Raw genomic sequence first — 26109 nt, 5'->3', positions numbered from 1 at the left:
GCGGCCCATACTCGCGCCGCATGTTGTTCGCCCTAGAACTCTCGCTGGCCGTCCTGTCCCTGGGCGTGGCCTTGTGGCTGCGGCCCTGGCGCATGCTTCGCGGGCCCTTGCTGACGCCCGCGCTGGCCGCGGTGGCGCTGTTGCCCTGGCTCTGGCTGCTGCCGCAGAAGATGCCCCAGGGGCTGCAGGTGCAGCTCTCGGGCGCCTGCCTGCTGGTGCTCATGCTGGGTTGGCCGCTGGCGGTGCTGGTGTTGGCGCTGGTGGCGCTGGCGGTGGGCCTGCTGGGCCAGGCCGGCCCTGTCGCGGCGCTCTCACAGGGGGTCTGGATCGGACTGGTGCCGGCCACGCTCGCGCTGGGCATCGGGGCGGTGCTGCGGCGCTGGTTGCCCCCCAACCCCTTCGTCTACACCCTGGGCCGCGGTTTTCTGGGCACCGCCGCCGCCATGTTTCTGGCCGGCGTGGTGCGGGAGGTCGGTTACCGCCTGGCCGGCGGCGTGGCCCTGGAGCAGGCGCTGGTCGCGCGCTGGCTCATGGCCTGGGGCGATGCCTTCCTCACCGGCATGTTCACCGCGATCTTCGTGGCCTTTGTGCCGGGCTGGCTGGCCACCTGGTCCGATGAACGCTACCTGAAGCCTCCACAGAACTGAAGCATGGCCCCCGCGCTCGCTGCGGCTTCCAGGAGATGGCATCAGCGGCCGGGCCTGAGTCGTTCAAAGCCCGCACTGATGAACGAAGTGGTCCAGCCCAGGGCACCGCCGGGCCGGCTTTGCCGGACGGCCAGTGCCGCCCCTTGAGGGGTAGCGCGAAGCGCTGCGGGGGGAGTCCTCTACGCTGCAGCCAGCCGGCTGGCGTGGCGCCAGGCGCGGCGCAGCACCGCGGGGGACCACGACTCTTCGGGGATCAGCAGCACACCGCGCGAGCGCATCCAGGTGCCCAGGTCCACGTGGCTGGTGGCCACGGTCAGCGGCACCGACAGCAGCAGCGGCAGGGCCACGGGGGCGAGCCAGATCAGCGCCTCGACGTTGATGGCGGCGACACCCAGGGCCAGCAGGCCGATCACGGCGGTCATGGGGGCCAGACGCACCACGGCGTCGCGCCAGGTCACGCCGGACGCTTCGCGCGGAGGCGACTTCCATTCCAGCTTCAGGCCGGTGAGCGCCACCAACACGAACAGCGAATGCGCCAGCATGCGGATGGGCGCCTGCAGCAGGGCCAGCACGGTTTCCACCGTGGCGCTGCCCAGCAGGCCAGCGGTTCCGCCGAAAGACCGCTGCTCGCCTTTGAGGAACACCGCCAGCAGGCCCAGCACGCGCGGCAGGAACAGCATGGACAGCGTCCAGGCCCACAGGCCACGCAGTTCGGCCGGCACGGCGTGCCAGAGCGACGGTGCGCTGGAGTCCGACATCCACAGCGCGGTGCCGAAGGTCAGGAAGGCCAGCCACAGCGGCGCCGACAGGTAGGACATGGCGCCGATGGCGAACATGGTGCGGTGCACGCGGTGAATGCCGGGCTCGGCCATCAGACGGGAGTTCTGCAGGTTGCCCTGGCACCAGCGGCGGTCGCGCTGCAGCTCGCTCAGCAGGTCCGGCGGCTGCTGTTCGTAGCTGCCGGTCAGGTCGGAGACCAGCCACACGTGGTAGCCGGCGCGGCGCATCAGCGCAGCTTCCACGAAGTCGTGCGACATGATGCCGCCGGCCATACCGCCCTTGCCCTTGATCGGGGCCAGCGCGCAGTGCTGCATGAAGGGTTCGACGCGGATGATGGCGTTGTGGCCCCAGTAATGGGACTCGCCCAGTTGCCAGAACTGCATGCCCAGCGTGAACAGGCGGCCGGTCACGCGCGAGGCGAACTGCTGCGCCCGTGCGTGCAGGGTGGCGTGGCCGATGGCCTGCGTGGCGGTCTGCACGATGCCCGCGCGGGGGTTGGCTTCCATCAGCTTGACCATGGAAACCAGGCAACTGCCGCTCATGACGCTGTCGGCGTCGAGCACCACCATGTAGCGGTAGTCCTTGCCCCAGCGGCGGCAGAAGTCGGCCACGTTGCCGGCTTTGCGGTGGGTGCGGCGCGTGCGCAGGCGGTAGTACACCTCGATCTGCGGCAGCTCGGGCTGGGCGGCGAGCGCGGCGCGCAGGTCTTCCCAGGCGCTGCGTTCGGCCGCGGCGATGGCCGGGTCGTAGCTGTCGGAGAGCACGAACACGTCGAACTGCCGCGCGTGGCCGGTGCCGGCGAGCGATTCGCAGGTGGCGCGCAGGCCGGCGAACACGGTGGCCACATCCTCGTTGCAGATCGGCATGATGATGGCCGTGCGTGCATCGGGGTTCATGGGGTGGTGCCGCACCGAAGCGGCCGAGAGGGTGTGCGCGTCGCCGCGCAGCGAGACCCAGAAGCCCATCAGCGCGGTCACGAAGCCCGTGACCACCCAGGCCGAGAGCACCACGAACAGCACCAGCTGGCCGGTTTGCAGCCAGGTGTTTTCGTGCACGGGCTGGGCATCGGCGAACAGGCTGGCCGCCAGTACCGTGCTCAGCACGGTGAGCAGCACGAACACACCGCGGCGCAGGTTGGCCGCACGCTCCCAGGCCATGGGGGCGGGCACTTCCACGGCGGGCGTGGCGGGCGTGCGCGGGGGCAGCACGCTGCTGGCCGCGCTCAGCAGGGCGGTGCCGATGCTGTTCCAGAAACCCCGCCAGGGGCGCGGCACCATGGAGCCGCGGTTGATCGGTGGCGCGGTGACGGCGTTCGGGTGGCGTTCCTCGCGCAGCAGGCTGCGCGCCGACGGTGTGGCGCTCATTCGGGAAGCAGTAGATGTGTCCATGTTTCGCTCACGGTGTCGTTGTTGTGTTGGAGAAAGGCGCGCAGCTCGACCGGCTGGGTCGGGTCGATGCGCTGCACGCGCAGGGTCACGCGCCAGCTGCGCGTGGCGGGGTTGGGGTAGGCCACCTGTTCGAGCACCCGGCCGTTGGCGTTGCTGGTCACCACGGCGCGCACCGGCGCGTCGGCGGGCAGCGCGTCCAGGGCGGGGCCGGCGAAGTCGATCACGTATTGCGGTTGGCGGATCTGCTCGGCCTCGCTGAGCTTGGTGTAGCCATAGCCGCGGCGGGTCTGGGTGACCCAGGACGAGGGCGGACGCTGCTGCGCCTCGCCCTGCCAGTGCAGTTCATAGGCCCATTCCAGCGGCTGCCCGGGCGCGGGCAGGCGGGCCGGCACCCAGTACGCCACGATGTTGTCGTGCGTCTCGTCGGGCGTGGCCAGTTGCATCAGTTCGACCCGGCCGGGGCCCCAGTCGCCCAGGGGTTTGACCCAGGCGCTGGGGCGGCGCTCGTAGCGGGCCTCCACGTCCTGGTAGTTGGCGAAGCTGCGGTCGCGCTGCATCAGGCCGAAACCGCGCGGGTTGGTCATGGTGAAGGAGTTCACCATCGGCGACTTGGGGCGTTGCAGCGGGCGCCAGAGCCACTCGCCTTCGCCACTGACCATCATCAGGCCGTCGGAGTCGTGCACCTCGGGGCGGAAGTCGCCGGGCATGGGCTGGTTTTCGCCCGAGAGAAACATGCTGGTGAGCGGCGCCAGGCCCAGCGTGGCCACCGGGCCCGCGCCCTGACGCAGGAACGCCCGGGCGGTCACGGTGGTGACGGTTTCCGTGCCCGGGCGCACCACGAAGCGGTAGGCACCGGTGCTGCGCGGCGATTCCAGCAGCGCGTAGATGGTCAGTTCCTTGGCGTCGGGCGTGGGGCGCACCAGCCAGAACTCGGTGAAACGCGGGAATTCCTCGCCGCTGCCGCCCACCGTGTCGATGGCCAGGCCGCGGGCCGACAGGCCGTATTGCTGGCCCGCTCCCAAAGCGCGGAAGTAGCTCGCCCCCAGAAACACGATCAGTTCGTCCTTGTAGGCGGTTGAGTTCAGCGGGTAGTGCACGCGGAAGCCGGCGTGGCCGAGATCGCCCCAGGCCTTCGTGTCGAGCGTGTTGTGGCCAAAGTGGAAGTCTTCGCTGCGGTAGGGCAGGTGGCGCACCGCGCCGTCGGGCGCGATTTCGTGGATGCGCACCGGAGCGGTCTGGTACAGGCCGAGGTGGAAATACTGGGCCTCGAAGGGCAGAGCTTCGGCGCGCCAGGTTCCCCGGTCGGGCCGGAACCGGATGTCGCGCACCTGGTCGTAATCCAGGGCGGCGAGGTCGGCAGGCAGCTTGTCGCCATTTGACTGAAAGGGTTTCTGGGCGCGGGCCTGGGCCAGAGCGGTCAGGCTGTCCCAGTCCATGCGCTGGGCATGGGCGCAAGCCGCGGCCAGCATGAACAACAGGGCGCCCAGCGTGTTGTGCGCTCGCAGACGTCGGCGGGTGGGAATCGGGGAAATATCCAGGGGCATGCCTGAATAAGGGCAAACCCTGTGCCAACCTGAAAAAACCTTTTTAAATCAAAGGCTTTTTCGCTGAATGGTGTTTTTTGAGGCCTTCGCAGGTCTTCGGGGCCATGCAAACCCTTGGTTTTTGTCGCCGTTTGGCGACAGGTTCTCAGGGGTTAGGAAAAAAACGCAGGAAAAACAAGGGCTTGTGACTGTCACTCATCGGCGACAGCATCGCCGCCGGGGCTTGCCGACCCGGGCGCCGCGTCGCTCTTGAACAGGCCGGGCGTGAGCGCGTGTTTCTGCAGCAGGCGGTAGAACTCGGTGCGGTTGCGCTGGGCCAGGCGGGCCGCATCGGCCACGTTGCCGTCGGTCATCTTGAGCAGGCCCACCAGGTATTCGCGCTCGAAGCGCTGCTTGGCATCGGCAAAACTCAGCACCTCGACCGAGGGCGTGCGCAGCGCGCGCTGCACCAAGGCCAGCGAAACCAGCGGGGTGGTTGACAGGGCGCAGACCTGCTCGACCACGTTGTAGAGCTGGCGCACATTGCCCGGCCAGGCGGCCATGGTGAGCGCCTTGAGCGCCTCGGGTGCGAAGCCCGAGCTGCGCTTGCCGTATTTGGCGGCCAGCTTGGCCAGGAAATGGTTGGCCAGCAGGGCGATGTCTTCGCGCCGCTCGGCCAGCGTGGGCAGGGTCAGCGTGACCACGTTGAGGCGGTAATACAGGTCCTCGCGAAACTGGGCCGAGGCCATGGCGACCTCCAGATCGCGGTGGGTGGCCGAAATGATGCGCACGTTCACCGGCACCGACTGGCTCGACCCCAGGGGGCGCACCGCGCGCTCCTGCAGCACGCGCAGCAGCTTGACCTGCAGCGCCGGCGGCATGTCCCCGATCTCGTCGAGCAGCAGGGTGCCGCCGTCGGCGGCCTGGAACAGGCCCTTGTGGTTGGCCACGGCATCGGTGAAGGCGCCCTTGACGTGCCCGAACAGCTCGGATTCGAGCAGGGCCTCGGGAATGGCGCCGCAGTTGACCGCGATGAACGGCTTGCTCGCGCGCGGGCTGGCCCGGTGGATGGCGCGCGCCAGCATTTCCTTGCCGGTGCCCGAGTCGCCGCGCAGCAGCACGCTGGCATCGGACTGCGCGACCATGCGGGCCTCGGCCAGCAGGTCTGCCATGCGGTTGGAGCGGCTCACGATCTCGCTGCGCCAGGCCTCGTCGGCGAGCGAACTCGGGCTGGCCGGGGCGCCGAGCGCCAGGGCCTGGGCGATCTTGTCCAGCAGCTCTTTCGCGTCGTAGGGTTTGGTGAGGTAGGTGTACACGCCGCGTGCGGTGGCTTCCACCGCGTCGGGAATGGTGCCGTGCGCGGTCAGCAGGATGACCGGCAGTGAAGGGTGGCGCGCGCGGATCTCGTCGAACAGCGCCAGGCCATCGCGCCCGGGCAGGCGCACGTCGGAGAGCACCAGTTGCGGTCGCTCGATGTCGAGCTGGGCCAGCGCCGCCTCGGCCGAACCGACCGAGGTGACCTGGTAACCCGCCGATCCCAGCCGCATGGCCAGGAGCCGCAGCATGTCGGCGTCGTCGTCCACCACGAGCAGCCGCGCGCGCGGCGTGGCGTGATGACTCGGTCCCTGGCTCATTGGAGTGCCCTCCGTGCCGTGCACCGCGGGGCTGAGCACCTTTGCCTTTGAAACGGCCGGACGGCACTCATGGCGCGGCGGGGCGGCTGCCCGGCGGAGGTGGTGGGGGGCGTGTGGTCAGGCTGCGCTCGATGGCGCGCATGGCCTCCAGGCGCTCGTTGAGCTGCTCGATGCGGCGCTGGCTGTCGCGCAGATGCTGGCCCTGACGCTCCACCGTGTCCTCCAGCCGGCGCTGGTCCTGCAGGCGCGCGGCGAGCAGGCGGGCCAATGGTCTGAGCAGCGCGTTGTCGGGCGCACTCTGGTTGGCGACCCGTTGCAGCAGGCCCAGCGCCCGGGCGGTGTCCACGGCTTGGTGTGTGTGCATGAGAGCCAGGGCCAGGCGCATTTGGTGCGGAGCCGAGTTGCCCGGATCGGCCAGCGCGGCGATCTCGCCCGTCACTTCGGCGCCGCTCATGGAGCGCAGGCGTTCGGTGTAGAGCAGCAGCGAGGCCAGCGTGTCGGACTCGGAGGATGTGTTGGCGCACAGGCCTGGTTGCGAAGCCGGTGGCAATTCCACCGTGGGCGCCGCAGGGGGGGCGCAAACCGGCTCGGGGGCGCCAGTGCTCAGCTGGGGCGTGGACGTTGCAGGCACCGCATGGGGGGGCGGCGCCGTGCCGCAGGCGCCGAGACCCAGCGCGAGGGCGAAGGGCAGGCCACGGCGGCCCGCACCCGCGAGAAAACGGGGATGGCCATTCGTGGGGCGGAAACGATCAGGTGGCATGGGGAAGCTCGATGCGGAAGTGGGCGCCGTTGCGGTAGGGCAGCAATTCGATGCGACCCCCGTGGGCCAGAATGTACTCGTGCACGATGGACAGGCCGATGCCGGTGCCGCGCACGGCGTCCAGGGGCTGGCGTTCACCCCGGTAGAAGGGTTCGAAGATGCGATCCCGGTCCACCTCGGCCACGCCGGGGCCCTGGTCGGCAATGTCGATCGAGGCCCGGCCCGGCAGGTCCAGCAGCCGCAGCTGGATGCGCCCGCCATGGGGTGAATAACGGATCGCGTTGGACAGCAGGTTGCCCACCGCGGAAGCGATCTTTTCGCGGTCGATCTGCAGGAACACCGGCTGGCCTTCCACCTGCACCGTCAGTTGGTGGGCCTGCCAGTGCAGGCGCTGGGCGTCGATCTGGTCTTCCAGCAGCGCCAGCAGGTTGGTGTTTTCCCGCTTGAGCTGGCGCGCTTCGAAGGCAGCCGCGTTGAAACGCAGCAGGGCTTCGATCTGGTGCTGCAGCAACTGCGTGTTGTGCTGCAGGATGTTCACCACCTCGGCCTGGTTGGCGTTCAGCGCGCCGGCCACGCCGTCGCCCAGCACCGCCACACCCTCGTGCAGCGAGGCCAGCGGCGTCTTGAGCTCGTGGGAGATGTGGCGCAAAAAACGGGCCTTGTCGGCATCGAGTTCGGTCAGGCGCAGGCGCAGCCAGTCGAGCTGCTGGCTCACCCTGCGCACGTCCGACGGCCCCTGGATGTCGATCGGCGTGTCCAGTCGGTTCTCACCCAGGCCGACGATGGCCTTTTCCAGCCGCTGAAACGGCCGAGCCAGCCAGACGCCAAACGCCAGCGCCATCACCGCGGCCAGAGCGATGGAGCCGACCACCTGCTGGGTGAGCTGCTGGCGGCTGGTCTCGAAACCGGCCTGCAGCGCCTCGTTGCGCCCGCCGATGATGGCCTGCACCTTTTGTGCGATCACCGTGTTGTGGTCGTTGAGTTCGCGAAAGGCCAGCGCCACCTCACGCTCGCGGTCCAGCGCGGTTTCGGGTTCACCGTCGAGCAGCCCCGTGATGTGGGTGAGCTGCTCGCGCCAGGGGGTCGAGAATTCGGGCGGCAACTCGTTCTCTTCGAGTCGGTGCAGGATGTCCCGGGCGTTGCCGGCGGCTTCGTCGAAACGCTTGCGCAACTGGCTGTCGCGCAGCACCAGCGACTGGCGCGCCGCGCGCTCCATGGTCAGGCTGCGTTCGCCCAGCGACTGCGCCGCCGTGGACAGGGCGATCGCCTGCGCCGCGCTCTCGCGGCTCTGCGCCATCAGGCTTTCGAGTGAGAACAGGGCCCGCAGGGCGGCCGCACCCAGCAGGGCGCCGATCAGCAGAAAGGCCACCAGCAGCAGTTGCTGGAACGAGAAGCGCAGGGCTTTCACGGCAGTGCGTGGCCCGGGTTGAGCGGTCGCCCGGGGCGCCGCAGGCGTTTCGGGGCGCTCACTGGACCACTCTCCGTGCTGGGCACTGCGGGGCTGAGCGCCTTCGGAACGGCCGGGCGGCGCTCATGCGACCTCGCCGCGCAGCGAGTGTGGGAAGGCTTCGCTGATGCGCACGTCGATCATCTGGCCGACCAGGCGCGCGGCGTTCGGGCCGGCGTCAAAGTTCACCACCCGGTTGCACTCGGTGCGGCCCATGAACTCAGGCGCCTCGGGGGTGGATTTGCGCGAGGGGCCTTCGACCAGGATGCGTTGCACCGTGCCTTGCCGGCTGGCGCTGATGCGGCGCACGTTGTCTTCGATCGTGGCCTGCAGGTGCTGCAGGCGCTTGAGCTTCACGTCGTGTGGCGTGTCGTCGGGCAGGTTGGCCGCGGGCGTGCCCGGGCGTGGGCTGAAGATGAAGCTGAAGCTGGTGTCGAACCCCACGTCGGTGATGAGCTTCATCATCTTCTGGAAGTCGTCTTCGGTTTCGCCGGGAAAGCCGACGATGAAGTCGCTGCTCATGGCGATGTCGGGCCGGATCGCGCGCAGCTTGCGGATGGTGCTCTTGTATTCCATGGCGGTGTAGCCGCGCTTCATGGCCATGAGGATGCGGTCGCTGCCGTGCTGCACCGGCAGGTGCAGGTGGTTGGCGAGCTTGGGGATCTTGCCGTAGGCCTCGATCAGGCGCGGTGTGAACTCGTTGGGGTGGCTGGTGGTGTAGCGGATGCGCTCGATGCCCGGGATGTCGGCCACGTATTCGAGCAGCAGGGCGAAGTCGGCGATCTCGGCCGTGTCGCCCATCTTGCCGCGGTAGGCGTTGACGTTCTGACCCAGCAGGTTGACCTCGCGCACGCCCTGGTCGGCCAGGCCGGCGATCTCCACCAGCACGTCTTCGAACGGCCGGCTCACCTCGTCACCGCGCGTGTAGGGCACCACGCAGTAGCTGCAGTATTTGGAACAGCCTTCCATGATGGAGACGAAGGCAGTCGCGCCGTCCACGCGCGCGGGCGGCAGGTGGTCGAATTTCTCGATCTCGGGAAAACTGATGTCCACCTGTGGCCGCGCCTGCGCGGAGCGCTGGTTCAGCAGCTCGGGCAGGCGGTGCAGGGTCTGCGGGCCGAACACCACGTCCACATAGGGCGCGCGTTTGATGATCTCGGCGCCTTCCTGGCTGGCCACGCAACCACCCACGCCGATCAACACGCCTTTTTTCTTCAGGTGCTGCACGCGGCCGAGGTCGGAAAACACCTTTTCCTGCGCCTTCTCGCGCACCGAGCAGGTGTTGAACAGGATCAGGTCGGCTTCTTCGACGTCCTGCGTCTGCTCGTAGCCCTGGGCCGCGCCCAGCACGTCGGCCATCTTGTCCGAGTCGTACTCGTTCATCTGGCAGCCGAAGGTTTTGATGAAGACTTTTTTGCTCATGAGAATCGGGGCTCCGAAAGGGGCGTGCGGGGTCTGGCACGCCGGTCGGTGGGGAGCGGGGTGTCGGTGTGACGGCGTCGCTGGCGGGAGGGCGGGGCCGGGGGCGGACCCGCGGGCTTCAGTTCTTGAGGTCGGCGGCCGTGGGCCGTTTTTCTTCGGCTTCGGCGGCGGTCAGGATCCAGACCTCGTGCACCAGGCCGTGGGGCTCGCGCAGGTAGTTCACGGTCAGTTCCTGGTTCACCAGCGAGCCTGACATCACGAGCATGTTGTTGGTGCCCCGGATGCGCGCGCCGGGCGAGAGTTGCGCGGGCTGACCATCGAGCGTGATGACCGGCGGCTGCCCCACCACCATGACACCGCGCAGGGCCTGGGGCGGGAACGGGCGCTGCCCGGCGGTCTGCGCCTGGGCGGTGCCGGCCCAGAGGCCGAGCGTGATCAGACACAGTGCCAGTACCGTGGGGCGCCGACCGGTGGCTGGGGGAGCAATGCAGCGGTTCATGGTGTAGATCCAGAGGCTGTGAAACGGAAAAAACGGGAAGCCCAGCCGGGATTGGAAAGACGGAGCTGGGAAGGGGCGAATTGTCTCATGCGCCCGGTTGTTGCGTGCCCCTGGCGCCGTGGCCAGGACGGTTCAGGGCACCGGCTTGCGCATCAGGGCCACGTTGGGCGCTGGAATCTCGCAGGTCCAGCCGTGGTGGTCGGCCAGCCAGCGCAGCGTGGCCTCGCGGTAGAACACCACGTGCGTCGGGTCGCGCCGGTAGTGCCATTGGGCAAAACGCGTGTCATCGGTCTGAAAGCGTGTCATGAGCCCGAGCCAGCCGCCGGGCCTGAGCAGGCGGTCCAGGCGGCGGAACTCGTCGGCCGGATGGTGAAAGTGCTCGGCCACCTCGGTGCAGGTGATGAAGTCGTAGCGCTGCGTCAGAACCCCGGCATCGGGCTGGAAAAACGGGTCGTACAAAGCCACCGTGTGGCCGGCCTCGCGCAGCATGCCGGCCAGCGCCGGGCCGGGGCCGCAGCCATAGTCCAGGCCGGTTTGTTTGGGGGGCAGGCGCTGCAGCAGCGGGGTGCCCAGTTGCGCCAGATGCCGTCGGTAGCCCGGATCCTGTTCGTCGTTGTGGTGCCGCCGGTATTCGGCCAGTTCGGCCTCGGCGCTGGGCCACTGGTCCGGCTGCAGGAAGGTGCAATGGCAGCGCTCGCAGCGCCGGTAGCGCTGCCCGCCCACCGCCAGAAACGCGCGGCTGTCAGGGGTTTCGCACACCGGGCACGGCAGCATGGTCGGTTCGGTGTGATTCAGGGCTGGGGTGGCGCGCACAACCCGGAGGGTGTCACTTCCAGCGCAGCGGCTCGATGTGCACGCTGCCCTGCGTGCTGCTGAGCGTGAGCGCGCCTTCCTGCACCGTGGCCTGCAGCTGCATGCTGCGCTCGGCCATGCCCGCCAGAGCGGGTGCCACCTCGGTGGGCAGGCGCCAGACCTGCAGTTTGTCCAGCCGGGTCAGCTTGGTTTCGATGCCGCGCCACCACACGTCGGCCGCCGGGCCGAAGGCGTAGACGAACACCGCGTCGGCCTTGCTGCAGGCCTTGGACAGCGGTTTGTCCTCGGGCTGGCCCACTTCGATCCAGATGCGCTTGCGGCCGGTGAAATCGGTCAGGGACACATCCGGGTCGTCCGGGTCGGACAGCCCGGCACCAAAAGCCAGCGTGCCGTCGCCCTGGCAGGTGTCCTGCAGTTCGTGGGCGTGAATGGCCAGCGCCACCAGCCGCACCATCATGCGTTCGTCGGTCTCGCTCGGGTGGCGGGCCAGGGTGAGCGCATGGTCGGCGTAGTAGCCGTGGTCGATGTCGGCGATCTGCAGATTCGCCTTGAAGATGGTGGATTTGATGGCCATGGGCGGTGGGGAAACGGGCCGGGCAAGAAAAAAAGCGGACCTTGTTGCCAAGATCCGCTTCTTTTGTCTGGTGGCGATAGGTGGACTTGAACCACCGACATCAGCATTATGAATGCTGCGCTCTAACCAACTGAGCTATATCGCCGAAGCCCAGGATTATAGCCAAAGAATGGGCGTGTTTTCAAGTCAGGTGTGCTTCCGATGGCGTCGCAGCGAGACGGGGCAGGGTTTACAGGCTCAGTTCGTAGGTTCCGGGAGCGCCCAGCACGTGGCTTTTTTCCCGCAGAACGATGTACAGCTTGCGCGTCTGTGGGTTATAGGCAAATGCCTGCTGGGTGAAGACATCCCGCATGCCTTCGGGTGCGCTGGCGATGAAGCGGGTCAGCGCTTCGCCCGTCAGACCCTGGCGCCGCACTTCGATGGTCAGGCGGGTGGCGGCGGCGAGGTTGCGCAGATCGGCGATGCGGGTGCCGTAGAAGGTGTAGTCCGGAGGTTCTGAGCGGACCAGGTAACGGCCGAACGGGTTGCGTTCGTAGGGGCGGCACACATGCCACCAGGCGCCCATCCAGTCGCAAGGTTTGTCTGGCTCCACCGCCTGGGCCGCTTGCCCGTTGGCGGCGGCCAGCACGGCGGATCGATCGGCTTCAAATTTCTCTGTGAACCGGTTGACCGTGTCCACGGGTTCGTACACCAAGCTCTTGAACACGGGCGTCCAACCCATCTCTCGGGTGCGCTGGGTCGATTCACCAGACGTTTCAGAATGCGCTGCGCTCGACGCCAAGGTTCTGTAAGTTGTTTCCACCATTTGCCATTCGCCGATCATGGATCGGTGTACGGCCTGGGGCAAACCTTCGGCCGCAGATGCTATCTGCATCGCTTGGTTTGCCTCGGTGGCATCCAGCGTGGCGCTGGACCAGACGGCGGTTTGCAGGCTCAACAACAGCCGGGACAGCGTGGTCGTGGAGACCATGGATGCGATCAGATCGCCTTCCGCAGAGCGCATAGCGTCCTGGCCCGATGCCGACCATATCTCCAATGCCTCGCCACGCGATCCGTTGTGCCACTTCAATACCGCCACGGCCATCCGCCATTGATCGAGCATGCTCAGCGGACGTTGGTCGGCGGCGGGGCTGAAAAACACGGTACCCAGGCGACGGTCGCCTCCGTTCCAGACGGTCTGTGCCCGCACGAGCAGTGTCGGATCCGGCGTTTCCCTGCCGAGCTTCAACCAGTCTTCAAGCGCCCAGGAGGGCGCCGCCTTGGCATCGGCGACGGTGGCGGGCAGGGCCAGTGGCGGTTGACCTTTCAGGCATTTCTCCTGAAGCAGCGGGTCTTCTTCTCTTGGAGAATATTCGGCAAGATCGCCAGCCAGCGCCGCTCGCTCCCGTTCTTCGGCATCCGGGAACAGGCAGCGCCCGACATCCAGCGGATCCTCACCTTGAGGCGCCAGCAGGCCAGCCAAACGGCGACCGTTGTCGAATTGGAGCGGTCGTTGGCCGGCTTCTTTCTGGAGCCGCAGTACTTCCGCCGAAGGTTGGGCTGGAAACACCCAATAGAAGGCCTGCACCGACAGCACCGAAATCAGGAGACCCAGAGCGACGGCGCCAAGGGCGAAAGCCAGTTTGTCCAATCGGTGCCCGGACCGGGCGGGAGACAGCTTGCTCATTGGTGCTTGAACACCGCCTTGCGCTTGTTCACGAACGCGTCCATGCCTTCTTTCTGGTCTTCCGTGGCGAACAGCGCGTGGAACATCCGGCGTTCGAACATCACGCCGTCGGCCAGACCGCCTTCGAAGGCGCGGTTGACGCATTCCTTGGCGGCCATCACGCTGGGTTGCGAGTACTCGCAGATCATGAGCGCGGCGCCCAGGGCTTCGTCCATCAGCTTGTCCAGCGGCACCACGCGGCTGACCAGCCCTGCGCGTTCGGCTTCGTTGGCGTCCATCATGCGGCCGGTCAGGGCCATGTCCATGGCCTTCGATTTGCCCACCGCGCGCGGCAGGCGCTGCGTGCCGCCGGCGCCGGGAATGATGCCCAGCTTGATCTCGGGCTGGCCGAACTTGGCGTTGTCGGCGGCGATGATGAAGTCGCACATCATCGCCAGCTCGCAGCCGCCGCCCAGCGCGAAGCCGCTGACGGCCGCGATCACCGGCTTGCGCACACTGCGGATGGTTTCCCAGTTGCGGGTGATGAAGTCGCCCTTGTAGGCGTCGGCGAAGCTGTACTTGGCCATGGCGCCGATGTCGGCGCCGGCCGCGAAGGCCTTTTCGCTGCCGGTCACGATCATGCAGCCGATGGCTTCGTCGCCGTCAAAGGCCTTGAGCGCGGCGCCCAGTTCGTCCATCAACTGGTCGTTGAGCGCGTTGAGCTGCTTGGGGCGGTTCAGCGTGACGATGCCCACGCGGCCTTCGGTGCGCACGGTGATCAGTTCGGGGGTGGTGGTGTCGCTCATGGTGTTTCCTCGGGTGGATCGGTGGAGATTGACGTAAACGTCAACTATAGCCGGGTGCACCCCAGGGAAAACATTAGCCGACCGATGGGTCGGCTAATGGTAAATTGTCCGCCACAACCACCCGACGCCGACCCGATGGATCGGCCCCAGAGGAGACAAGCCCCCATGAATGCCCCCGCTGCGGGCGGCACCGTGCTCTACCTGGAGCGTGGCACCGTTGCCCTGATCACCCTGAACCGCCCCGAGGCCCTCAACAGCTTCACGCGCCAGATGCACCACGATCTGTGGGCCGCGCTGGACCGGGCGGAGGCCAACCCGCTGGTGCGCGCGCTGGTGCTCACCGGCGCCGGCCGCGGTTTTTGCGCCGGGGCCGATCTGGCCGAGTTCGACTTCGAGCCGGGGCCGGACCTCGTGAAACGTGCCGACCCTGGCCCGGTGATTCACCAGGCCTTCAACCCCACGGCGCGGCGCATCCAGTCGCTGCGCATGCCGGTGATCGCCGCGGTGAACGGCGTGGCCGCGGGGGCCGGCGCCTCGCTGGCCATGACCTGCGACATCGCGATCGCTGCGCCAGGCGCGAGCTTCATCCAGGCCTTCAGCAAGATCGGCCTGATTCCGGACGCGGGCGGCAGCTGGTTCCTGGTCGAGCGCCTGGGCCTGGCGCGGGCCATGGCGCTGGCCATGACGGGCGACAAACTGCCCGCCGCACAGGCGAAAGAGTGGGGAATGATCTGGGACGTGCAGGACGACCCGCTGGCCGCTGCGCTGGCCCTGGCCGAAAAACTGGCCGTGATGCCGACCAAGGCGCTGGTCTCCACGCGCACCCTGCTGCGCGACGCCGGCACGCGCACGCTGAACCAGCAGCTCGACGTGGAGCGCGACACCCAGTCGGCCCTGGGCGCCACCCACGACTACATCGAAGGCGTGATGGCCTTCCGCCAGAAGCGCGCGCCGCAGTTCAAGGGGGAATGATGACGCCAGAAGAACGTGCCCAACGTGTGGGCGAGGCCATGTTTGCGGTCGACGTCGCCAGCAAGGACACCATGGGCATGGAGCTGCTCACCGTCGAGCCCGGCCGGGCCGTGATCCGCATGAAGGTGCAGCCGCTGCACCTCAACGGCCACCGGATCTGCCACGGCGGCTTCATCTTCACGCTCGCCGACTCGACCTTTGCCTTCGCCTGCAACAGCCACAACCGCAACGCGGTGGCGGCGGGCTGCAGCATCGAGTTCCTCAAGCCGGCCCACGAGGGCGACGTGCTCACCTGCGAGGGCGTGGAGCAGGTACTGCAGGGCCGCCACGGCATCTACGACATGAAGGTCAGCAACCAGAAGGGTGAGGTGATTGCGATGTTCAGAGGCAAGAGCGCGGTGATTCCCGGCCAGGTGTTTCCGGAGGAGGCAGGCGCATGAACCACTTTCCGCTTGAACCCATCGAGAAGGCCAGCATCGACGAGCTGCGCGCACTGCAGCTCAAGCGTCTGCAGGCCACGCTGCGCCACGCGTACCAGAACTCGCCGGTGTACCGCGCCAAGTTCGACGCGGCCGGGGTGCACCCGGACGACTGCCGGACGCTGGCCGACCTGGCCAAGTTTCCGTTCACCACCAAAAAAGACCTGCGCGACAGCTACCCCTTCGGCATGTTCGCGGTGCCGCGCGAGCGCTGCGCGCGCATCCATGCGTCCAGCGGAACCACCGGCAAACCGACGGTGGTGGGCTACACGCTCAAGGACATTGACACCTGGTCCACCGTGGTGGCGCGCAGCATCCGCGCCAGCGGCGCGCGGCCGGGCGACATGGTGCACGTGAGCTACGGCTACGGCCTGTTCACCGGCGGTCTGGGCGCACACTACGGTGCCGAGAAACTGGGCCTGACCGTGGTGCCCTTCGGCGGCGGCCAGACCGAGCGCCAGGTGCAGCTGATGCAGGACTTCCGGCCCGACATCATCATGGTCACGCCCAGCTACATGCTGGCCATCGCCGACGAGTTCGAACGCCAGGGGCTGAACCCGCGCGAGAGCAGCCTGCGCATCGGCATCTTCGGCGCCGAGCCCTGGACCAACGACATGCGCGTGGCGATCGAAACCCGCATGGACATCGACGCGGTGGACATCTACGGCCTGTCCGAAGTGATGGGGCCGGGTGTGGCCAACGAGTGCATCGAAACCAAGGACGGCCCGACGATCTGGGAGGACCACTTCTACCCCGAGATCATCCACCCCGAGACCGGCGAGCCGGTGGCCGACGGCGAGATGGGCGAGCTGGTGTTCACCAGCCTGACCAAGGAAGCGCTGCCCATCATCCGCTACCGCACGCGCGACCTCACGCGCCTGCTGCCGGGCACGGCGCGCACCATGCGCCGCATGGAAAAAATCACCGGCCGCAGCGACGACATGATGATCGTGCGCGGCGTCAACGTGTTCCCGACCCAGATCGAGGAACTGATCCTCAAACGCCCCGAACTCAGCGCGCACTACCAGTGCGTGCTGACCCGCGAAGGCCCCATGGACAGCCTGACCGTGCGGGTGGAAACGCAGCCCGGCCTGGACCCGGCGAGCATCGAGGCGCGCGCTGCCGCCAAACGGCTGCAGCACGAGGTGAAGGTGTTCGTGGGCAGCCATGTGGAGGTCGAGCTGCGGCCCGAGGGTGGCGTGGAGCGCAGCCAGGGCAAGGCCAAGCGGGTGGTGGATTTGCGCAAGCGCTGAGCGCTGAGCGCTGAGCGCGGGCCAGGGGCTCGCGGCGCGTTCGCAACAATTCCCTTCAAATGACCGCCGATCGGGGCTAACCCGGTTGGCAGCGCGTGCGTGCGGGCCTACATTGCGCATGCAATCAATGGGAATTCATGGACAACAACACCCTGCTCGCCAAAACAGACAAAGGCCGTGAGGCCTTGGCTGCGCGCCCGCCCGAACTCGGGCCGAGGCTGCGCTCGGCGCTGATCATGGTCGATGGCAAGAAAAACGTGGCCGAACTCGTCAAGTTCGGCGGGGCGCTGGCCTCTCTCGAACAGCTGGTCGAGGCGGGCTGGGTGGTGGAGGTGGATGCCTCGGGGCAGCCGGTGCAGCGGGCCTCGTCCGACGCCGGGGCGGCGGTGGACGCGGCGGCCCCGGCCGAAGAGCCGTCCGCCGTGGCCGCAGCGCCAGCACCAGCCCCCGCACCGCAGACCTTGCCGTACTCCGAGGCCCGGCGCATGGTGGTGCGTTACATCAACGACCAGCTGGGTCCTATGGGGGAGCTGACCGCCATCCGTGTCGAGGGCTGCAAGAGCCCGGCCGATCTGCAGGCCCTGCTGCCGCGCATCCGGGACGCGCTGAGCAACTACCGCAACGCGGCCGCAGTGCAACGTTTTGACCAGGAACTGGTGCCCCTGCTGCCCAAGCACTGATACGGTCTCGCCTTCAAACGCATAACGGCGTTGGCTCGCCTTGTTCTGCGCTTGAAGGCGAAACCGTATGAGGAATTGATCAGCGCTCGAGCAAGCCGGCCACGGGTGCCAGCCACTGCGCCAGACGCGCCGCGTCGCCCACCCCCAGCCGCACGGCCTGGGTCGGGGCGGGCCACTCCAGCGGGCAGCGCAGCAGGCACTTGTCGCGAGACACCAGCGCCACCAGCTGCGTTCGCTGACCCCGCAACAGGTTCACCTCGTCGAGCTTGTGGATGCGCCAGGCTTCGGCGGCGCCGCCGCGGCGGGGCGCCGCGAACTCCACGCCCAGCCACTCGTCTCCGGCGGCCATGCCCGCGGCTTCGGCGGCGCCACCGCGCAGCACGGTCTTGAGCGTGAGGCCGCCGACCTCGCTCACGCGCAGGCCCAGCTGTTGCGCCAGCGGGGCCTTGTCCAGCGTCGGTTTGGCGCCCTGGGCCTGCAGCAGGTCGCCTGTGGGCAGGTCGTCCGTGCCGTGCACCCAGTGGGCGATCTCTTCCTTGAAGCTGCGCCGCCCCAGTTGCTGCAGCACCCGCAGCACGTCGGCCTCGCGCAGCGGGCCGCCCTCGCAGCGCGTCCAGAGTGCGCGCATCACCGCGTCCAGCGTGGTGTGGCCTTCGGCGCGCAGGGTCAGGTCCAGGCACAGCGCCACGAGCGAGCCCTTGGTGTAGTAGCTCACCGTGGCGTTGGCGGTGTTTTCGTTGACGCGGTAGTACTTCACCCAGGCGTCGAAGCTGGCCTGCGCCACGCTCTGCACCAGGCGCCCCGGCGTCTGCTGCACCTGGTTGATGGTCTTGGTGAGCAGTTGCAGGTAGGCGTTGTCGTCGATGAGTCCCGCGCGGCGCAGGATCAGGTCGTCGTAGTAGCTGGTGAAACCCTCGAAAAACCACAGCAGCTCGGTGTAGTTTTCGCCGGTGTAGTCGTAGCGCTTGAACTCGGCCGGGCGCAGGCGCTTGACGTTCCAGGTGTGGAAATACTCGTGGCTGATCAGGCCCAGCAGGGTGGTGTAGCCGTCGGTGGCCTTGAGCGCCGGGGGTTTCTCGGGAGGCGGCGTTGTGAGCCGTGGGAGATCGGCCCGCTGGCAGATCAGCGCGGTGGAGTTGCGGTGTTCCAGCCCGCCGTACCCGTCGTCGCTGGCGTGCAGCATGAACACGTAGTTCTGGAACGGCGGTGTGGGGGCATCGCCGTGCCAGAACACCATCTGTTCCTCGCAGATCCGGCGCGTGTCGTTCAGCAGGCGCGCGCCGTCCATCCAGGCGCCGGCGCCACTGACGACGAAGCGGTGGGGCACCCCATGGGCGGTGAACTCGCCGCTCCAGAACAGGCCCAGCGTCACCGGGCAGTCGGCGAGTTCGTCGTAGTTCTGCGCGCGGTAATGGCCGAATCCGGCGCTGTCAACACTGTGGGACGGCAGGCCGGTGGCCACCTGCCAGCCTGGCGTGGACGGGCTGGGCACCAGTTCCAAAGCCTGCGGCTGGTCTTCCTGGCCGAGTACCCGCAGGCACAGGCTGGTGGCGTTGAAGAAGCCCCGCGTGCTGTCCAGAAAGGCGGTGCGTACCGAGGGGTCGAAGGCGTAGACCTGGTAGCGCAGCACCAGCGCCTCGCCGGTGCGGGTCTCCACCTGCCAGCTGTGTTTGTCGAGCTGGCGCATGGGCACCGGCTCACCCCCCTGGGTCGCCTCCAGGCCCTGAAGGTGTTGCGCGAACTCGCGCACCAGATAGCTGCCCGGTATCCATGCCGGCAGGCTCAGCCGCTGCCGGGGCGCGGGGCGGTCAATGCTCAGCGTGACCGCGAACAGGTGGGCCTGGGTACTGTGCAGCTCCACCCGGTGGTGCACCTGGGGGCGGGGCTGGGCCGGTGTGCTGGCGCGCAGCGAGCGGGGGGAGGGCGTCGTGGGGGTGGTTTTTTTTCTCACAGGGCTCCTGCGCCAATGAAACAGCCGGGGGGTGCCCGCAGCACAGAGGCCATCAGCCCGGCGTGGCCCAGCGTGCGGACGAGAGGGGTGTCATGGGGTTCGTCCAGTGCGGCGCGGGGTCAGGGTTTGGCTTCTGACAGGAGCTTTTCGACGCGGTCGGCACCGATGGCGCCAGGCACCCGCGAGCCATCGGCGAAGATGATGGTGGGCGTGCCGGTGATGCGGGCCTTTTTGCCAAACTCGAAGTTGCGCGCCACGGCGGCGGCGTCGCACTTGGCCGCGGGCGGGGTCACGTCGTTGACCATCCAGTCGATGAAGGTCTTGCCCTTGTCCTTGGCGCACCAGATGTTGCGCGACTTCTCGCCCGAGTCCGCGCTCAGGATCGGGTACAGCAGCACGTGCACGGTCACGTTGTCGATCTTGAGCAGGTCGCGCTCGAAGCGCTTGCAGTAGCCGCAGTTGGGGTCCTCGAACACAGCCATCTGGCGCTTGCCGTTGCCGCGCACGACGGTGAAGGCGTCTTTGAGCGGCAGGTCCTTGAAGGCGATCGCGGTGAGTTTTTCCAGGCGCTGCTCGGTCAAGTCCACACGGGCCTTGGTGTCAATCATGGTGCCCTGGATCAGGTAGTTGCCTTCGGCGTCGGTGTAGAACAGCTCGCTGTGGTTGACCCGAACTTCGTACACGCCCTCCATCGGCGTCTTGCGGATCTCGTCGATCTTCGGCAGGTTGGGCAGACGCTCGGTCAGGTTCTTGCGGATGGCAGCTTCCTGCGCCAACGCGCCCAGCGAGAAGGTGGCGATGAGCGCGAGCAGGAGGGTCTTGATGGGTTTCATGGTGGTGCCCGTGGGCGTTGACGGTATGAAGAAAAAGAGCGGCAAGGCGGTCTGTCAGCCCGTCTGCCCCATGGCCTGGCGGGCCAGCCAGTGTTTCAGCGGGCCCAGGCGGTCCACGCCCTGCATGCCCCAGTTGCGCAGGGACCGGATGCGGCTGTCGGTCTGGGCGAACAGGCCAAACAGACCGTCGGTCACCCAGGCCATGGCGTTCACATCGGCCTGCCGCGCGCGCTCGTAGCGCCGCAGCAGCTTCAGATCGCCCAGCTCGCGCCAGTACTCGCGCTCGTGCAGCACGCGGGCCAGCTCGGCGGCGTCGGCCAGGCCGACGTTGAGCCCTTGTCCGGCCAGCGGGTGCATGGCGTGGGCCGCGTCACCGGCCAGCGCCACACTGCCCTGGGCGGTGCGGGCGATCCAGCGTCTGGCGCGGGCCAACTCCAGGGGCCAGGCCTGGGCCGGGCTTTCCAGTTGCATCTCGCCCAGGGCCTGTCCACAACGTTCCTGCACCGCCTGCGCCAGCGCTTCCGGGGCAGCCGCCAGCCAGGCATCGGCCTGCTGTGTCTCCAATGACCAGACCAGCGCCACGGAGTTCCCCTGCGCGCCACCCAGCGGCAACAAAGCCATGATTTCCCCGTTGCGGAACCACTGGCGGGCCACGCCACCGTGCGGCCGGGCGCAGCGCAGCCGGGTGGCCAGGGCCTTGTGGGGGTAGGGCCGCACCTCGAACTCCATCCCGAGTTCGGCGCGGGTCGCGCTGCGTTTGCCTTCGCAGATCACCGTGAGCGCGGCGGGCGGGGCCTCGTTCAGGCATTCGATGCCGCCCTGGAAATGCACCGCGTGGGCCAGCCGCTGCTCCAGCGCCGGCACGTCCACGATCCAGGTCAGGGCGTCCGTTCCTTGGTCCGCGGCGCCAAAACGCAGTTCGCCGCGGCCATCGCCAAACACTTCCATGCCGCTCACCGGGGTGACCGTGGGCGGGGCATCGGACGTACCGGCGCCCGCGGGTGCGAGTGTGTCTTCGGGCCAGGCGCGCACGGAGCGCAGCAGATCGCGCGCGGCGGCGTTGAGCGCATAGGCCCGCACGTCGGCGCCGCCGGTCGCTGGCCTTGGCGGAGCGTCGACCAGCGCCACCCGCAGGCGGTCGCGTGCCAGCAGCAGGGCCAGGGTGTGCCCGACCACGCCACCGCCTCGGATGGTCACGTCAAAACGCCGGTGCGTGGAACGGGGGGAAGCTTGCGACATGGCTGGATTTTAGGAGCAGGGCACAATCTGGCCCGGCGATGGCAGCGCAATGCCCTTGCCGCCCCGACAACCCTGGGTCCCGCCATGATCGACACCTCCACGCCCGCCGATGTCCAGGCCACCATCGAACAGCTCTGGATCTACCCGATCAAGTCCTGTGCCGGCATTTCGCTCACCGAGGCCGAACTCACCGAGACCGGACTGGCCTACGACCGGTCCTGGATGGTGGTGGACGCCCAGGGCGACTTCGTCTCCCAGCGCGAACTGCCGCGCATGGCGCTGATCCAGCCGTCCTTCAAACTGGGCCAGCTGGTGCTGCGCGCGCCGGGCATGCTGGCGTTGCACCTGGCGCTGGACGCGGCGGAGTCGCCGCTGCGCGTGCGGGTGTGGGACGACGCGGTGGACGCCTACGACATGGGCGACGTGGCGGCGCAGTGGTTCAGCGACTTCCTGGGGCCGGATGCGCCGGCTGGTCTGAAACGCCTGCGCCTGGCGCGTTTCGACCCCGAGGTGCGCCGCCTGTGCAGCCTGAAGTGGACCGGTGGGCGCGAGGCCGTCACGCAGTTCGCCGACGGTTTTGGCCTGCTGGTGACCAGCAGCGCTTCGCTGGCCGAGCTCAATGCCCGGCTGGCGCCAGCCGGCCACGCCCCGGTGGACGGGCGGCGCTTTCGGCCCAACATCGTGCTGGGGGGCCTGGAGGCGCACGACGAAGACCGGATCGGACCGATGCACGTTGCCACCGCCGAAGGCGTCGCGGTGATCGAAACCGTGAAGCCCTGCGCGCGTTGTCCGATCCCCAACATCGATCCCGAGACCGCCATCGCCAGCCCGGCGGTGGGGGATGCGCTGCAGACCTACCGCCAGGACCCGCGCATGAACGGCGCCGTCACTTTCGGCATGAACGCCATCGCGCTCGAAGGCGCCGGCCAGTGGCTGCGCGTGGGGCAGGTGGTGCGGGCCGACTGGCGCTTCGACTGAAGGCCTCGGCAGCCCTGCGCGCCTGGCCTGGATGGGCGCGCAGCGGTCCGCCCTTTAAAATCCCAGGTTTCCCCCAGAATCTGAAAGCCCCGCCATGAGCCTCCAATGCGGCATCGTGGGCCTGCCCAACGTCGGCAAGTCCACCCTTTTCAACGCGCTGACCAAAGCCGGCATCGCCGCTGAAAACTACCCCTTCTGCACCATCGAGCCCAACACCGGCGTGGTGGAAGTGCCCGATCCGCGGCTGGCGCAGCTGTCGGAGATCGTGAAGCCAGAGCGCGTGGTGCCGGCCATCGTCGAGTTCGTGGACATCGCCGGCCTGGTGGCCGGGGCCAGCACGGGCGAAGGCCTGGGCAACAAGTTCCTCGCGCACATCCGCGAGACCGACGCCATCGTCAACGTGGTGCGCTGCTTCGAAGACGACAACGTGATCCACGTCGCCAACAAGGTCGACCCGATCGCCGACATCGAGGTCATCCAGACCGAACTCTGCCTAGCCGACTTGGCCTCGGTGGAAAAAGCGATCCACCGCGTGAGCAAGACCGCGCGTTCGGGCGACAAGGAATCCATCAAGCAGCTCGCCATTCTGGAGAAATGCCAGACCGCGCTGAACGACACGCAACCGGTGCGCACCATCGACTTCAGCAAGGAAGAGCAGGCGCAGCTCAAGCAGTTCTTCCTGATCACGGCCAAGCCGGCCATGTTCGTGGCCAACGTGTCGGAAGACGGCTTCGAGAACAACCCCTTCCTGGACCGGCTGCGGGCCTTCGCCGCGAAACAGAACGCGCCCGTGGTCGCCATCTGCGCCAAGATCGAGGCCGAGCTGTCCGAGATGGACGACGCCGACCGGCTCGAATTCCTGAAGGAACTGGGCCAGGACGAACCGGGCCTGAACCGCCTGATCCGCGCCGCCTACAAGCTGCTGGGCCTGCAGACCTACTTCACCGCCGGCGTGAAGGAAGTGCGCGCCTGGACCATCCACGTGGGCGACACCGGCCCGCAGGCCGCTGGCGTGATCCACACCGACTTCGAGAAGGGCTACATCCGCGCCCAGACCATCGCCTTCGACGACTTCATCACCTACAAGGGCGAGCAGGGTGCCAAGGACGCGGGCAAGATGCGCGCCGAAGGCAAGGACTACGTCGTCAAGGACGGCGACGTGATGAACTTCCTGTTCTCGTCCTGAACGCACCCATGTCCGATACCGGCCGGTCCGAACCCCAACGCCTGGCCAAGTGCCTGGCGGCGCAAATCCCCTGCTCGCGCAGCGATGCCGAGCGTTACATCGCGGGGGGCTGGGTGCGGGTGGACGGCGTGGTGGTGGAAGAGCCCATGGCGCGTGTGCGCGAGGGGCAGACGGTCACGCTGGACCCCAAGGCCAAGCTGGAGCCGCTGGCCTCCATGACGCTGATCTGGCATAAGCCCGCCGGGCTGGCCCTGCCCGATGTGTCGCCGCTGCCCGACGACGTGGCGGCCGGGCTGTTCACCATGGCCAACCGCTTCAAGGGCGACCGCTCGGGCGTGCGCCCGCTCAAGGCGCACCGCCACAAGCTGCTGCCGGTGGCGGGCCTGTCCACCGCGATGAGTGGCCTGATGGTGTTCACCCAGAACCCGGGGGTGGCACGCAAGATCGGCGACGAGTCCGCCCAGCTCGAGCACGAATGGCTGGTCGAGGTGGCGGCCGATCCCGAGCTGGAAGACGAGGCCCGGCGCGACGCGGTGCTGAAGTCGATCGGCAAGGCCCTGTTTTTCGACGGCTGGAGCCTGCCCTCGGCGCGTGCGAGCTGGCAAAGCGAGCTGCGCCTGCGCCTGGCCATCAAGGGCACGCGGCCCGGTCAGGTGGAGCACCTGTGTGAGCGCGCCGGTTTGCGGGTGACGGCCATCCGGCGCCTGCGCCTGGGGCGCATCGGCCTGGCCGGTCTGCCGCTGGGCGAGTGGCGCTACCTGCTGGGTTACGAGCGCTTCTGAGGCGCGGGATCAGCTTGCGGAGCACGTAAAGCTGGTCGCCTTGTTGGGGTCACCGCTGCCGTTGTACCTGGGGAAGCTGGGGTAGGGGCACAGCGGGCGCTCAAACGGCTTGCCCTTGTCCGAGGTGCCGGTGGCCACGAGCCGGTTGGGCTCGACGTCTCTTTCCACCCAGTTCACCAGCGCGGTGATGAGGTCGGCGTTGGCGGCTCCCGGGCCGGTGAGGTCGTGACCGACACCCGGCGAGGTGACAAAGCGTGCGAAGCCATTGAATGCGGTGCCGCCGCCGTTCTGGCGCACCTGGTCCAGATAGGCCGCTGTGCGGTACACCGATACGCAGGTGTCGGCCAGGCCGTACCACACCAGTAGCTTGCCGCGTTGGGCGAACTCTGTCAGGTTGGTCTTCGGCTCCATGGTGTCCGACAGCGCTTTCCATCGGGCCGCCATCGTCAGCGGGTCGTGGCTGATGGAGTCGGCCGTTGGTGAGCCCGTCAGCGCCTGGATGACCGCGGTCGGCGCAATGTAGCTGAAGCCTTTGCGCAGGAAGTCGCCGCCGTACTCGAATCCAAAGGCATACACCTGCCAGTCGCCGGTGGCCGCTCCCCCCCGTCCATAGCGCTCGTAGCCCGTCATGCCGTTGGACAGTGTGATGGGAACGGTTTTGTCTGTGTAGTTGAGGCGGATCGCTTCGATCTGGCCGCTGGTCAGGCAAGTGTCGTCCTGGGCTCCCGCCACGTCGTCGGCGCACCGGAGGTCGGTCGGGACGTAGTTGCAGGCTTCGACGTTGCCGATGATGCCGTCCTTCAGTCCATCCAGCGTGTCGCATGCCTTGATTTCAGCGGCGGCAAACAGCGCCGATTTGCCGGGACTGATCCAGTGGGACTGTGCGGGCACGGTGCCCTTGCTCCCCTGGCCATAGATCCATCGATTGAAGTCACCCATGTTGACCTGATGGGCCTGCTGGCTGATCGCCGGTGCCAGGGCGAGCACCCCGTCGTAGTCTTTGGGGTACATGCTCGCCGCCATCAGACCCGAGCGCCCCCCGTTGGAGTGTCCGACCATGTAGCGACGGGTGGGCGCCTTGCCGTAGAACTGGCTGGCGATGTGCGTGCCCACCTGCAAGACCAGGTGGTTGGCTTCATAGGCGTGGTTTTTCAGCGCGGTTTCGTCAACGCCCCACGCAAAGTCCTCGGTATCGTGGCCCGAGTTGGAGCTGATGCGCACGAACGGCAGGGCAGATTCACCGAGCACGTACTTCACGTGCCAGGGATCGTCGGTGGGAATGAAACCGTCGAATCCACCGCCCCCCAGCGTGATGGTCTTGCCATTCCAGTCCGAACCCTCTGGCAGCTCAACGGCCCACTGGATCGTGGACCCCGGGCCTGAGACGATCGTGCCCCGCACGATGCACGCTTCTGGCAGGGTGATGGGCTCTTTGGTGCCGTAGTGGGATTCCTCAACGGTTTGTGTGGGTCGCAGTTCGGTTCTGAGGAACTTCGCGTTGGCGGGCAGGTTGCTGGGCGAAAAGCTCGCGCACGACTTGGCGAGCGGTTGGGCCGACGGAGGGGCAGGTGGTCCGTTTCCTGCGCAGGCGCCGAGCAGCAGCGCGACGACCAAGGAGCTGCCCAGGGCGGCCTTTCGGACAGGCCGGTTTGCGGGGCGGGTGACCCACCCGGCCATGGCCGGGTTTATGCTGAGTGCGTGTTTCATCAAAATGCTTCCTTGCAAGAATGTGTCTCCTCGCGCATGGCTGGCCTGCGCAATGCGGTCAGATCCGTGCGACGGGCAAGGCCCATGCTAGGAAGCGGGTGGCTCAGCGTC

The 26109-nt window shown here is 67.7% G+C and carries 23 protein-coding genes and 1 tRNA gene; 8 read left to right on the top strand and 16 right to left on the bottom strand.

Features of this window, described 5'->3' with window-relative positions:
- The first annotated feature begins 20 nt into the window (after positions 1-20).
- Entirely contained in the window at positions 21-647 is a 627-nt protein-coding gene (locus tag HTA01S_RS03950) for a hypothetical protein (protein WP_068167291.1), read from the top strand.
- Between the two features lie 179 nt (positions 648-826).
- Here the strand turns inward: HTA01S_RS03950 and mdoH are convergent, their stop codons facing one another.
- From mdoH to HTA01S_RS03890, 12 genes are all read right to left on the bottom strand, one after another.
- Positions 827-2791 (bottom strand): glucans biosynthesis glucosyltransferase MdoH, encoded by a 1965-nt coding sequence (mdoH, locus tag HTA01S_RS03945; protein ID WP_084235838.1) that lies wholly within the window; start codon positions 2789-2791, stop codon positions 827-829.
- Positions 2788-4359: a glucan biosynthesis protein G gene (locus HTA01S_RS03940; RefSeq protein ID WP_084235837.1), complete on the bottom strand. Its 1572-nt coding sequence runs from the start codon at positions 4357-4359 to the stop codon at positions 2788-2790. The genes mdoH and HTA01S_RS03940 overlap by 4 nt, the downstream gene beginning before the upstream one ends.
- A 191-nt stretch (positions 4360-4550) precedes the next feature.
- Complete coding sequence (locus HTA01S_RS03935; protein ID WP_068167289.1) at positions 4551-5972, bottom strand: sigma 54-interacting transcriptional regulator; 1422 nt, start codon at positions 5970-5972, stop codon at positions 4551-4553.
- Positions 5973-6039: 67 nt separating this feature from the next.
- Positions 6040-6732: a hypothetical protein gene (locus HTA01S_RS03930; RefSeq protein ID WP_157571967.1), complete on the bottom strand. Its 693-nt coding sequence runs from the start codon at positions 6730-6732 to the stop codon at positions 6040-6042.
- Positions 6722-8140, bottom strand: coding sequence for a sensor histidine kinase (locus tag HTA01S_RS03925; protein ID WP_068167287.1), 1419 nt, complete (start codon positions 8138-8140; stop codon positions 6722-6724). The genes HTA01S_RS03930 and HTA01S_RS03925 overlap by 11 nt, the downstream gene beginning before the upstream one ends.
- A gap of 123 nt (positions 8141-8263) precedes the next feature.
- A complete protein-coding gene (gene miaB / locus HTA01S_RS03920) occupies positions 8264-9601 on the bottom strand; it encodes a tRNA (N6-isopentenyl adenosine(37)-C2)-methylthiotransferase MiaB (RefSeq protein ID WP_068167286.1) in 1338 nt (445 codons plus the stop codon).
- A 118-nt stretch (positions 9602-9719) separates the two neighbouring features.
- Positions 9720-10100, bottom strand: a complete 381-nt coding sequence (locus HTA01S_RS03915) for a hypothetical protein (protein WP_245637997.1) — start codon at positions 10098-10100, stop codon at positions 9720-9722.
- Positions 10101-10232: 132 nt separating this feature from the next.
- A complete protein-coding gene (locus HTA01S_RS03910) occupies positions 10233-10913 on the bottom strand; it encodes a class I SAM-dependent methyltransferase (RefSeq protein WP_218017303.1) in 681 nt (226 codons plus the stop codon).
- Positions 10914-10926: 13 nt separating this feature from the next.
- Positions 10927-11487, bottom strand: coding sequence for a YaeQ family protein (locus tag HTA01S_RS03905; RefSeq protein WP_068167285.1), 561 nt, complete (start codon positions 11485-11487; stop codon positions 10927-10929).
- Between the two features lie 68 nt (positions 11488-11555).
- Positions 11556-11632, bottom strand: a tRNA-Met gene (locus tag HTA01S_RS03900).
- Positions 11633-11716: 84 nt separating this feature from the next.
- Complete coding sequence (locus HTA01S_RS03895; RefSeq protein WP_157571966.1) at positions 11717-13153, bottom strand: hypothetical protein; 1437 nt, start codon at positions 13151-13153, stop codon at positions 11717-11719.
- Positions 13150-13938, bottom strand: a complete 789-nt coding sequence (locus tag HTA01S_RS03890; RefSeq protein WP_068167283.1) for an enoyl-CoA hydratase — start codon at positions 13936-13938, stop codon at positions 13150-13152. Before HTA01S_RS03890 ends, HTA01S_RS03895 begins: the two co-directional genes overlap by 4 nt.
- 165 nt (positions 13939-14103) lie before the next feature.
- Here HTA01S_RS03890 and HTA01S_RS03885 point away from each other — a divergent pair, with 165 nt between their 5' ends.
- The 4 genes from HTA01S_RS03885 (at position 14104) to HTA01S_RS03870 (ending at position 17322) form a co-directional block, all read left to right on the top strand.
- Positions 14104-14910, top strand: a complete 807-nt coding sequence (locus tag HTA01S_RS03885) for an enoyl-CoA hydratase-related protein (RefSeq protein WP_084235836.1) — start codon at positions 14104-14106, stop codon at positions 14908-14910.
- Positions 14910-15350 (top strand): hydroxyphenylacetyl-CoA thioesterase PaaI, encoded by a 441-nt coding sequence (gene paaI / locus HTA01S_RS03880; protein ID WP_068167304.1) that lies wholly within the window; start codon positions 14910-14912, stop codon positions 15348-15350. The genes HTA01S_RS03885 and paaI overlap by 1 nt, the downstream gene beginning before the upstream one ends.
- Entirely contained in the window at positions 15347-16642 is a 1296-nt protein-coding gene (gene paaK / locus HTA01S_RS03875) for a phenylacetate--CoA ligase PaaK (RefSeq protein WP_068167281.1), read from the top strand. Before paaI ends, paaK begins: the two co-directional genes overlap by 4 nt.
- A gap of 137 nt (positions 16643-16779) precedes the next feature.
- Positions 16780-17322 (top strand): hypothetical protein, encoded by a 543-nt coding sequence (locus tag HTA01S_RS03870; protein ID WP_068167280.1) that lies wholly within the window; start codon positions 16780-16782, stop codon positions 17320-17322.
- A 79-nt stretch (positions 17323-17401) separates the two neighbouring features.
- Here HTA01S_RS03870 and HTA01S_RS03865 read toward each other — a convergent pair whose 3' ends face one another.
- From HTA01S_RS03865 to HTA01S_RS03855, 3 genes are all read right to left on the bottom strand, one after another.
- Complete coding sequence (locus tag HTA01S_RS03865; RefSeq protein ID WP_407656090.1) at positions 17402-19273, bottom strand: M61 family metallopeptidase; 1872 nt, start codon at positions 19271-19273, stop codon at positions 17402-17404.
- A gap of 119 nt (positions 19274-19392) precedes the next feature.
- Entirely contained in the window at positions 19393-20106 is a 714-nt protein-coding gene (locus HTA01S_RS03860; protein ID WP_068167302.1) for a DsbC family protein, read from the bottom strand.
- A gap of 54 nt (positions 20107-20160) precedes the next feature.
- On the bottom strand, positions 20161-21345 hold the full coding sequence (locus HTA01S_RS03855) for an FAD-dependent monooxygenase (RefSeq protein WP_068167279.1): 1185 nt from the start codon (positions 21343-21345) through the stop codon (positions 20161-20163).
- An 84-nt stretch (positions 21346-21429) separates the two neighbouring features.
- On the opposite strand from HTA01S_RS03855, the gene HTA01S_RS03850 reads away from it, so the two are divergent.
- The 3 genes from HTA01S_RS03850 to HTA01S_RS03840 all read left to right on the top strand — a co-directional run bounded on the left by HTA01S_RS03850 (position 21430) and on the right by HTA01S_RS03840 (position 24291).
- The gene (locus HTA01S_RS03850) at positions 21430-22323 is read left to right on the top strand and encodes an MOSC domain-containing protein (protein ID WP_068167278.1); all 894 of its coding nucleotides are present in this window, start codon (positions 21430-21432) and stop codon (positions 22321-22323) included.
- A 94-nt stretch (positions 22324-22417) separates the two neighbouring features.
- Positions 22418-23509 carry a redox-regulated ATPase YchF gene (gene ychF, locus HTA01S_RS03845; protein ID WP_068167277.1) on the top strand — a complete coding sequence of 364 codons (1092 nt, stop codon included), beginning with the start codon at positions 22418-22420 and terminating at the stop codon, positions 23507-23509.
- Between the two features lie 8 nt (positions 23510-23517).
- Positions 23518-24291 (top strand): RNA pseudouridine synthase, encoded by a 774-nt coding sequence (locus HTA01S_RS03840; protein ID WP_068167276.1) that lies wholly within the window; start codon positions 23518-23520, stop codon positions 24289-24291.
- Positions 24292-24300: 9 nt separating this feature from the next.
- Here the strand turns inward: HTA01S_RS03840 and HTA01S_RS03835 are convergent, their stop codons facing one another.
- Complete coding sequence (locus HTA01S_RS03835; RefSeq protein WP_068167275.1) at positions 24301-25968, bottom strand: tannase/feruloyl esterase family alpha/beta hydrolase; 1668 nt, start codon at positions 25966-25968, stop codon at positions 24301-24303.
- Between the last annotated feature and the right edge of the window lie 141 nt (positions 25969-26109).

It is taken from the genome of Hydrogenophaga taeniospiralis CCUG 15921, assembly GCF_001592305.1.
Taxonomy (GTDB): domain Bacteria; phylum Pseudomonadota; class Gammaproteobacteria; order Burkholderiales; family Burkholderiaceae_C; genus Hydrogenophaga; species Hydrogenophaga taeniospiralis.
The sequence above is the reverse complement of the archived record's forward strand: the minus strand, read 5'-3'. Positions and strand labels throughout refer to the sequence as shown.

What these genes read in the sequence shown, in the direction of transcription:
- HTA01S_RS03950 (WP_068167291.1), top strand. Translation starts at nt 21, where the DNA reads ATGTTGTTCGCCCTAGAACTCTCGCTGGCCGTCCTGTCCCTGGGCGTG.
- HTA01S_RS03855 (WP_068167279.1), bottom strand. Translation starts at nt 21,345, where the DNA reads ATGTCGCAAGCTTCCCCCCGTTCCACGCACCGGCGTTTTGACGTGACC.
- HTA01S_RS03885 (WP_084235836.1), top strand. Translation starts at nt 14,104, where the DNA reads ATGAATGCCCCCGCTGCGGGCGGCACCGTGCTCTACCTGGAGCGTGGC.
- HTA01S_RS03895 (WP_157571966.1), bottom strand. Translation starts at nt 13,153, where the DNA reads ATGAGCAAGCTGTCTCCCGCCCGGTCCGGGCACCGATTGGACAAACTG.
- HTA01S_RS03840 (WP_068167276.1), top strand. Translation starts at nt 23,518, where the DNA reads ATGTCCGATACCGGCCGGTCCGAACCCCAACGCCTGGCCAAGTGCCTG.
- miaB (WP_068167286.1), bottom strand. Translation starts at nt 9,601, where the DNA reads ATGAGCAAAAAAGTCTTCATCAAAACCTTCGGCTGCCAGATGAACGAG.
- HTA01S_RS03940 (WP_084235837.1), bottom strand. Translation starts at nt 4,359, where the DNA reads ATGCCCCTGGATATTTCCCCGATTCCCACCCGCCGACGTCTGCGAGCG.
- HTA01S_RS03850 (WP_068167278.1), top strand. Translation starts at nt 21,430, where the DNA reads ATGATCGACACCTCCACGCCCGCCGATGTCCAGGCCACCATCGAACAG.
- HTA01S_RS03835 (WP_068167275.1), bottom strand. Translation starts at nt 25,968, where the DNA reads ATGGCCGGGTGGGTCACCCGCCCCGCAAACCGGCCTGTCCGAAAGGCC.
- paaK (WP_068167281.1), top strand. Translation starts at nt 15,347, where the DNA reads ATGAACCACTTTCCGCTTGAACCCATCGAGAAGGCCAGCATCGACGAG.
- HTA01S_RS03905 (WP_068167285.1), bottom strand. Translation starts at nt 11,487, where the DNA reads ATGGCCATCAAATCCACCATCTTCAAGGCGAATCTGCAGATCGCCGAC.
- HTA01S_RS03930 (WP_157571967.1), bottom strand. Translation starts at nt 6,732, where the DNA reads ATGCCACCTGATCGTTTCCGCCCCACGAATGGCCATCCCCGTTTTCTC.
- HTA01S_RS03915 (WP_245637997.1), bottom strand. Translation starts at nt 10,100, where the DNA reads ATGAACCGCTGCATTGCTCCCCCAGCCACCGGTCGGCGCCCCACGGTA.
- mdoH (WP_084235838.1), bottom strand. Translation starts at nt 2,791, where the DNA reads ATGAGCGCCACACCGTCGGCGCGCAGCCTGCTGCGCGAGGAACGCCAC.
- HTA01S_RS03860 (WP_068167302.1), bottom strand. Translation starts at nt 20,106, where the DNA reads ATGAAACCCATCAAGACCCTCCTGCTCGCGCTCATCGCCACCTTCTCG.
- HTA01S_RS03890 (WP_068167283.1), bottom strand. Translation starts at nt 13,938, where the DNA reads ATGAGCGACACCACCACCCCCGAACTGATCACCGTGCGCACCGAAGGC.
- HTA01S_RS03870 (WP_068167280.1), top strand. Translation starts at nt 16,780, where the DNA reads ATGGACAACAACACCCTGCTCGCCAAAACAGACAAAGGCCGTGAGGCC.
- paaI (WP_068167304.1), top strand. Translation starts at nt 14,910, where the DNA reads ATGACGCCAGAAGAACGTGCCCAACGTGTGGGCGAGGCCATGTTTGCG.
- HTA01S_RS03935 (WP_068167289.1), bottom strand. Translation starts at nt 5,972, where the DNA reads ATGAGCCAGGGACCGAGTCATCACGCCACGCCGCGCGCGCGGCTGCTC.
- ychF (WP_068167277.1), top strand. Translation starts at nt 22,418, where the DNA reads ATGAGCCTCCAATGCGGCATCGTGGGCCTGCCCAACGTCGGCAAGTCC.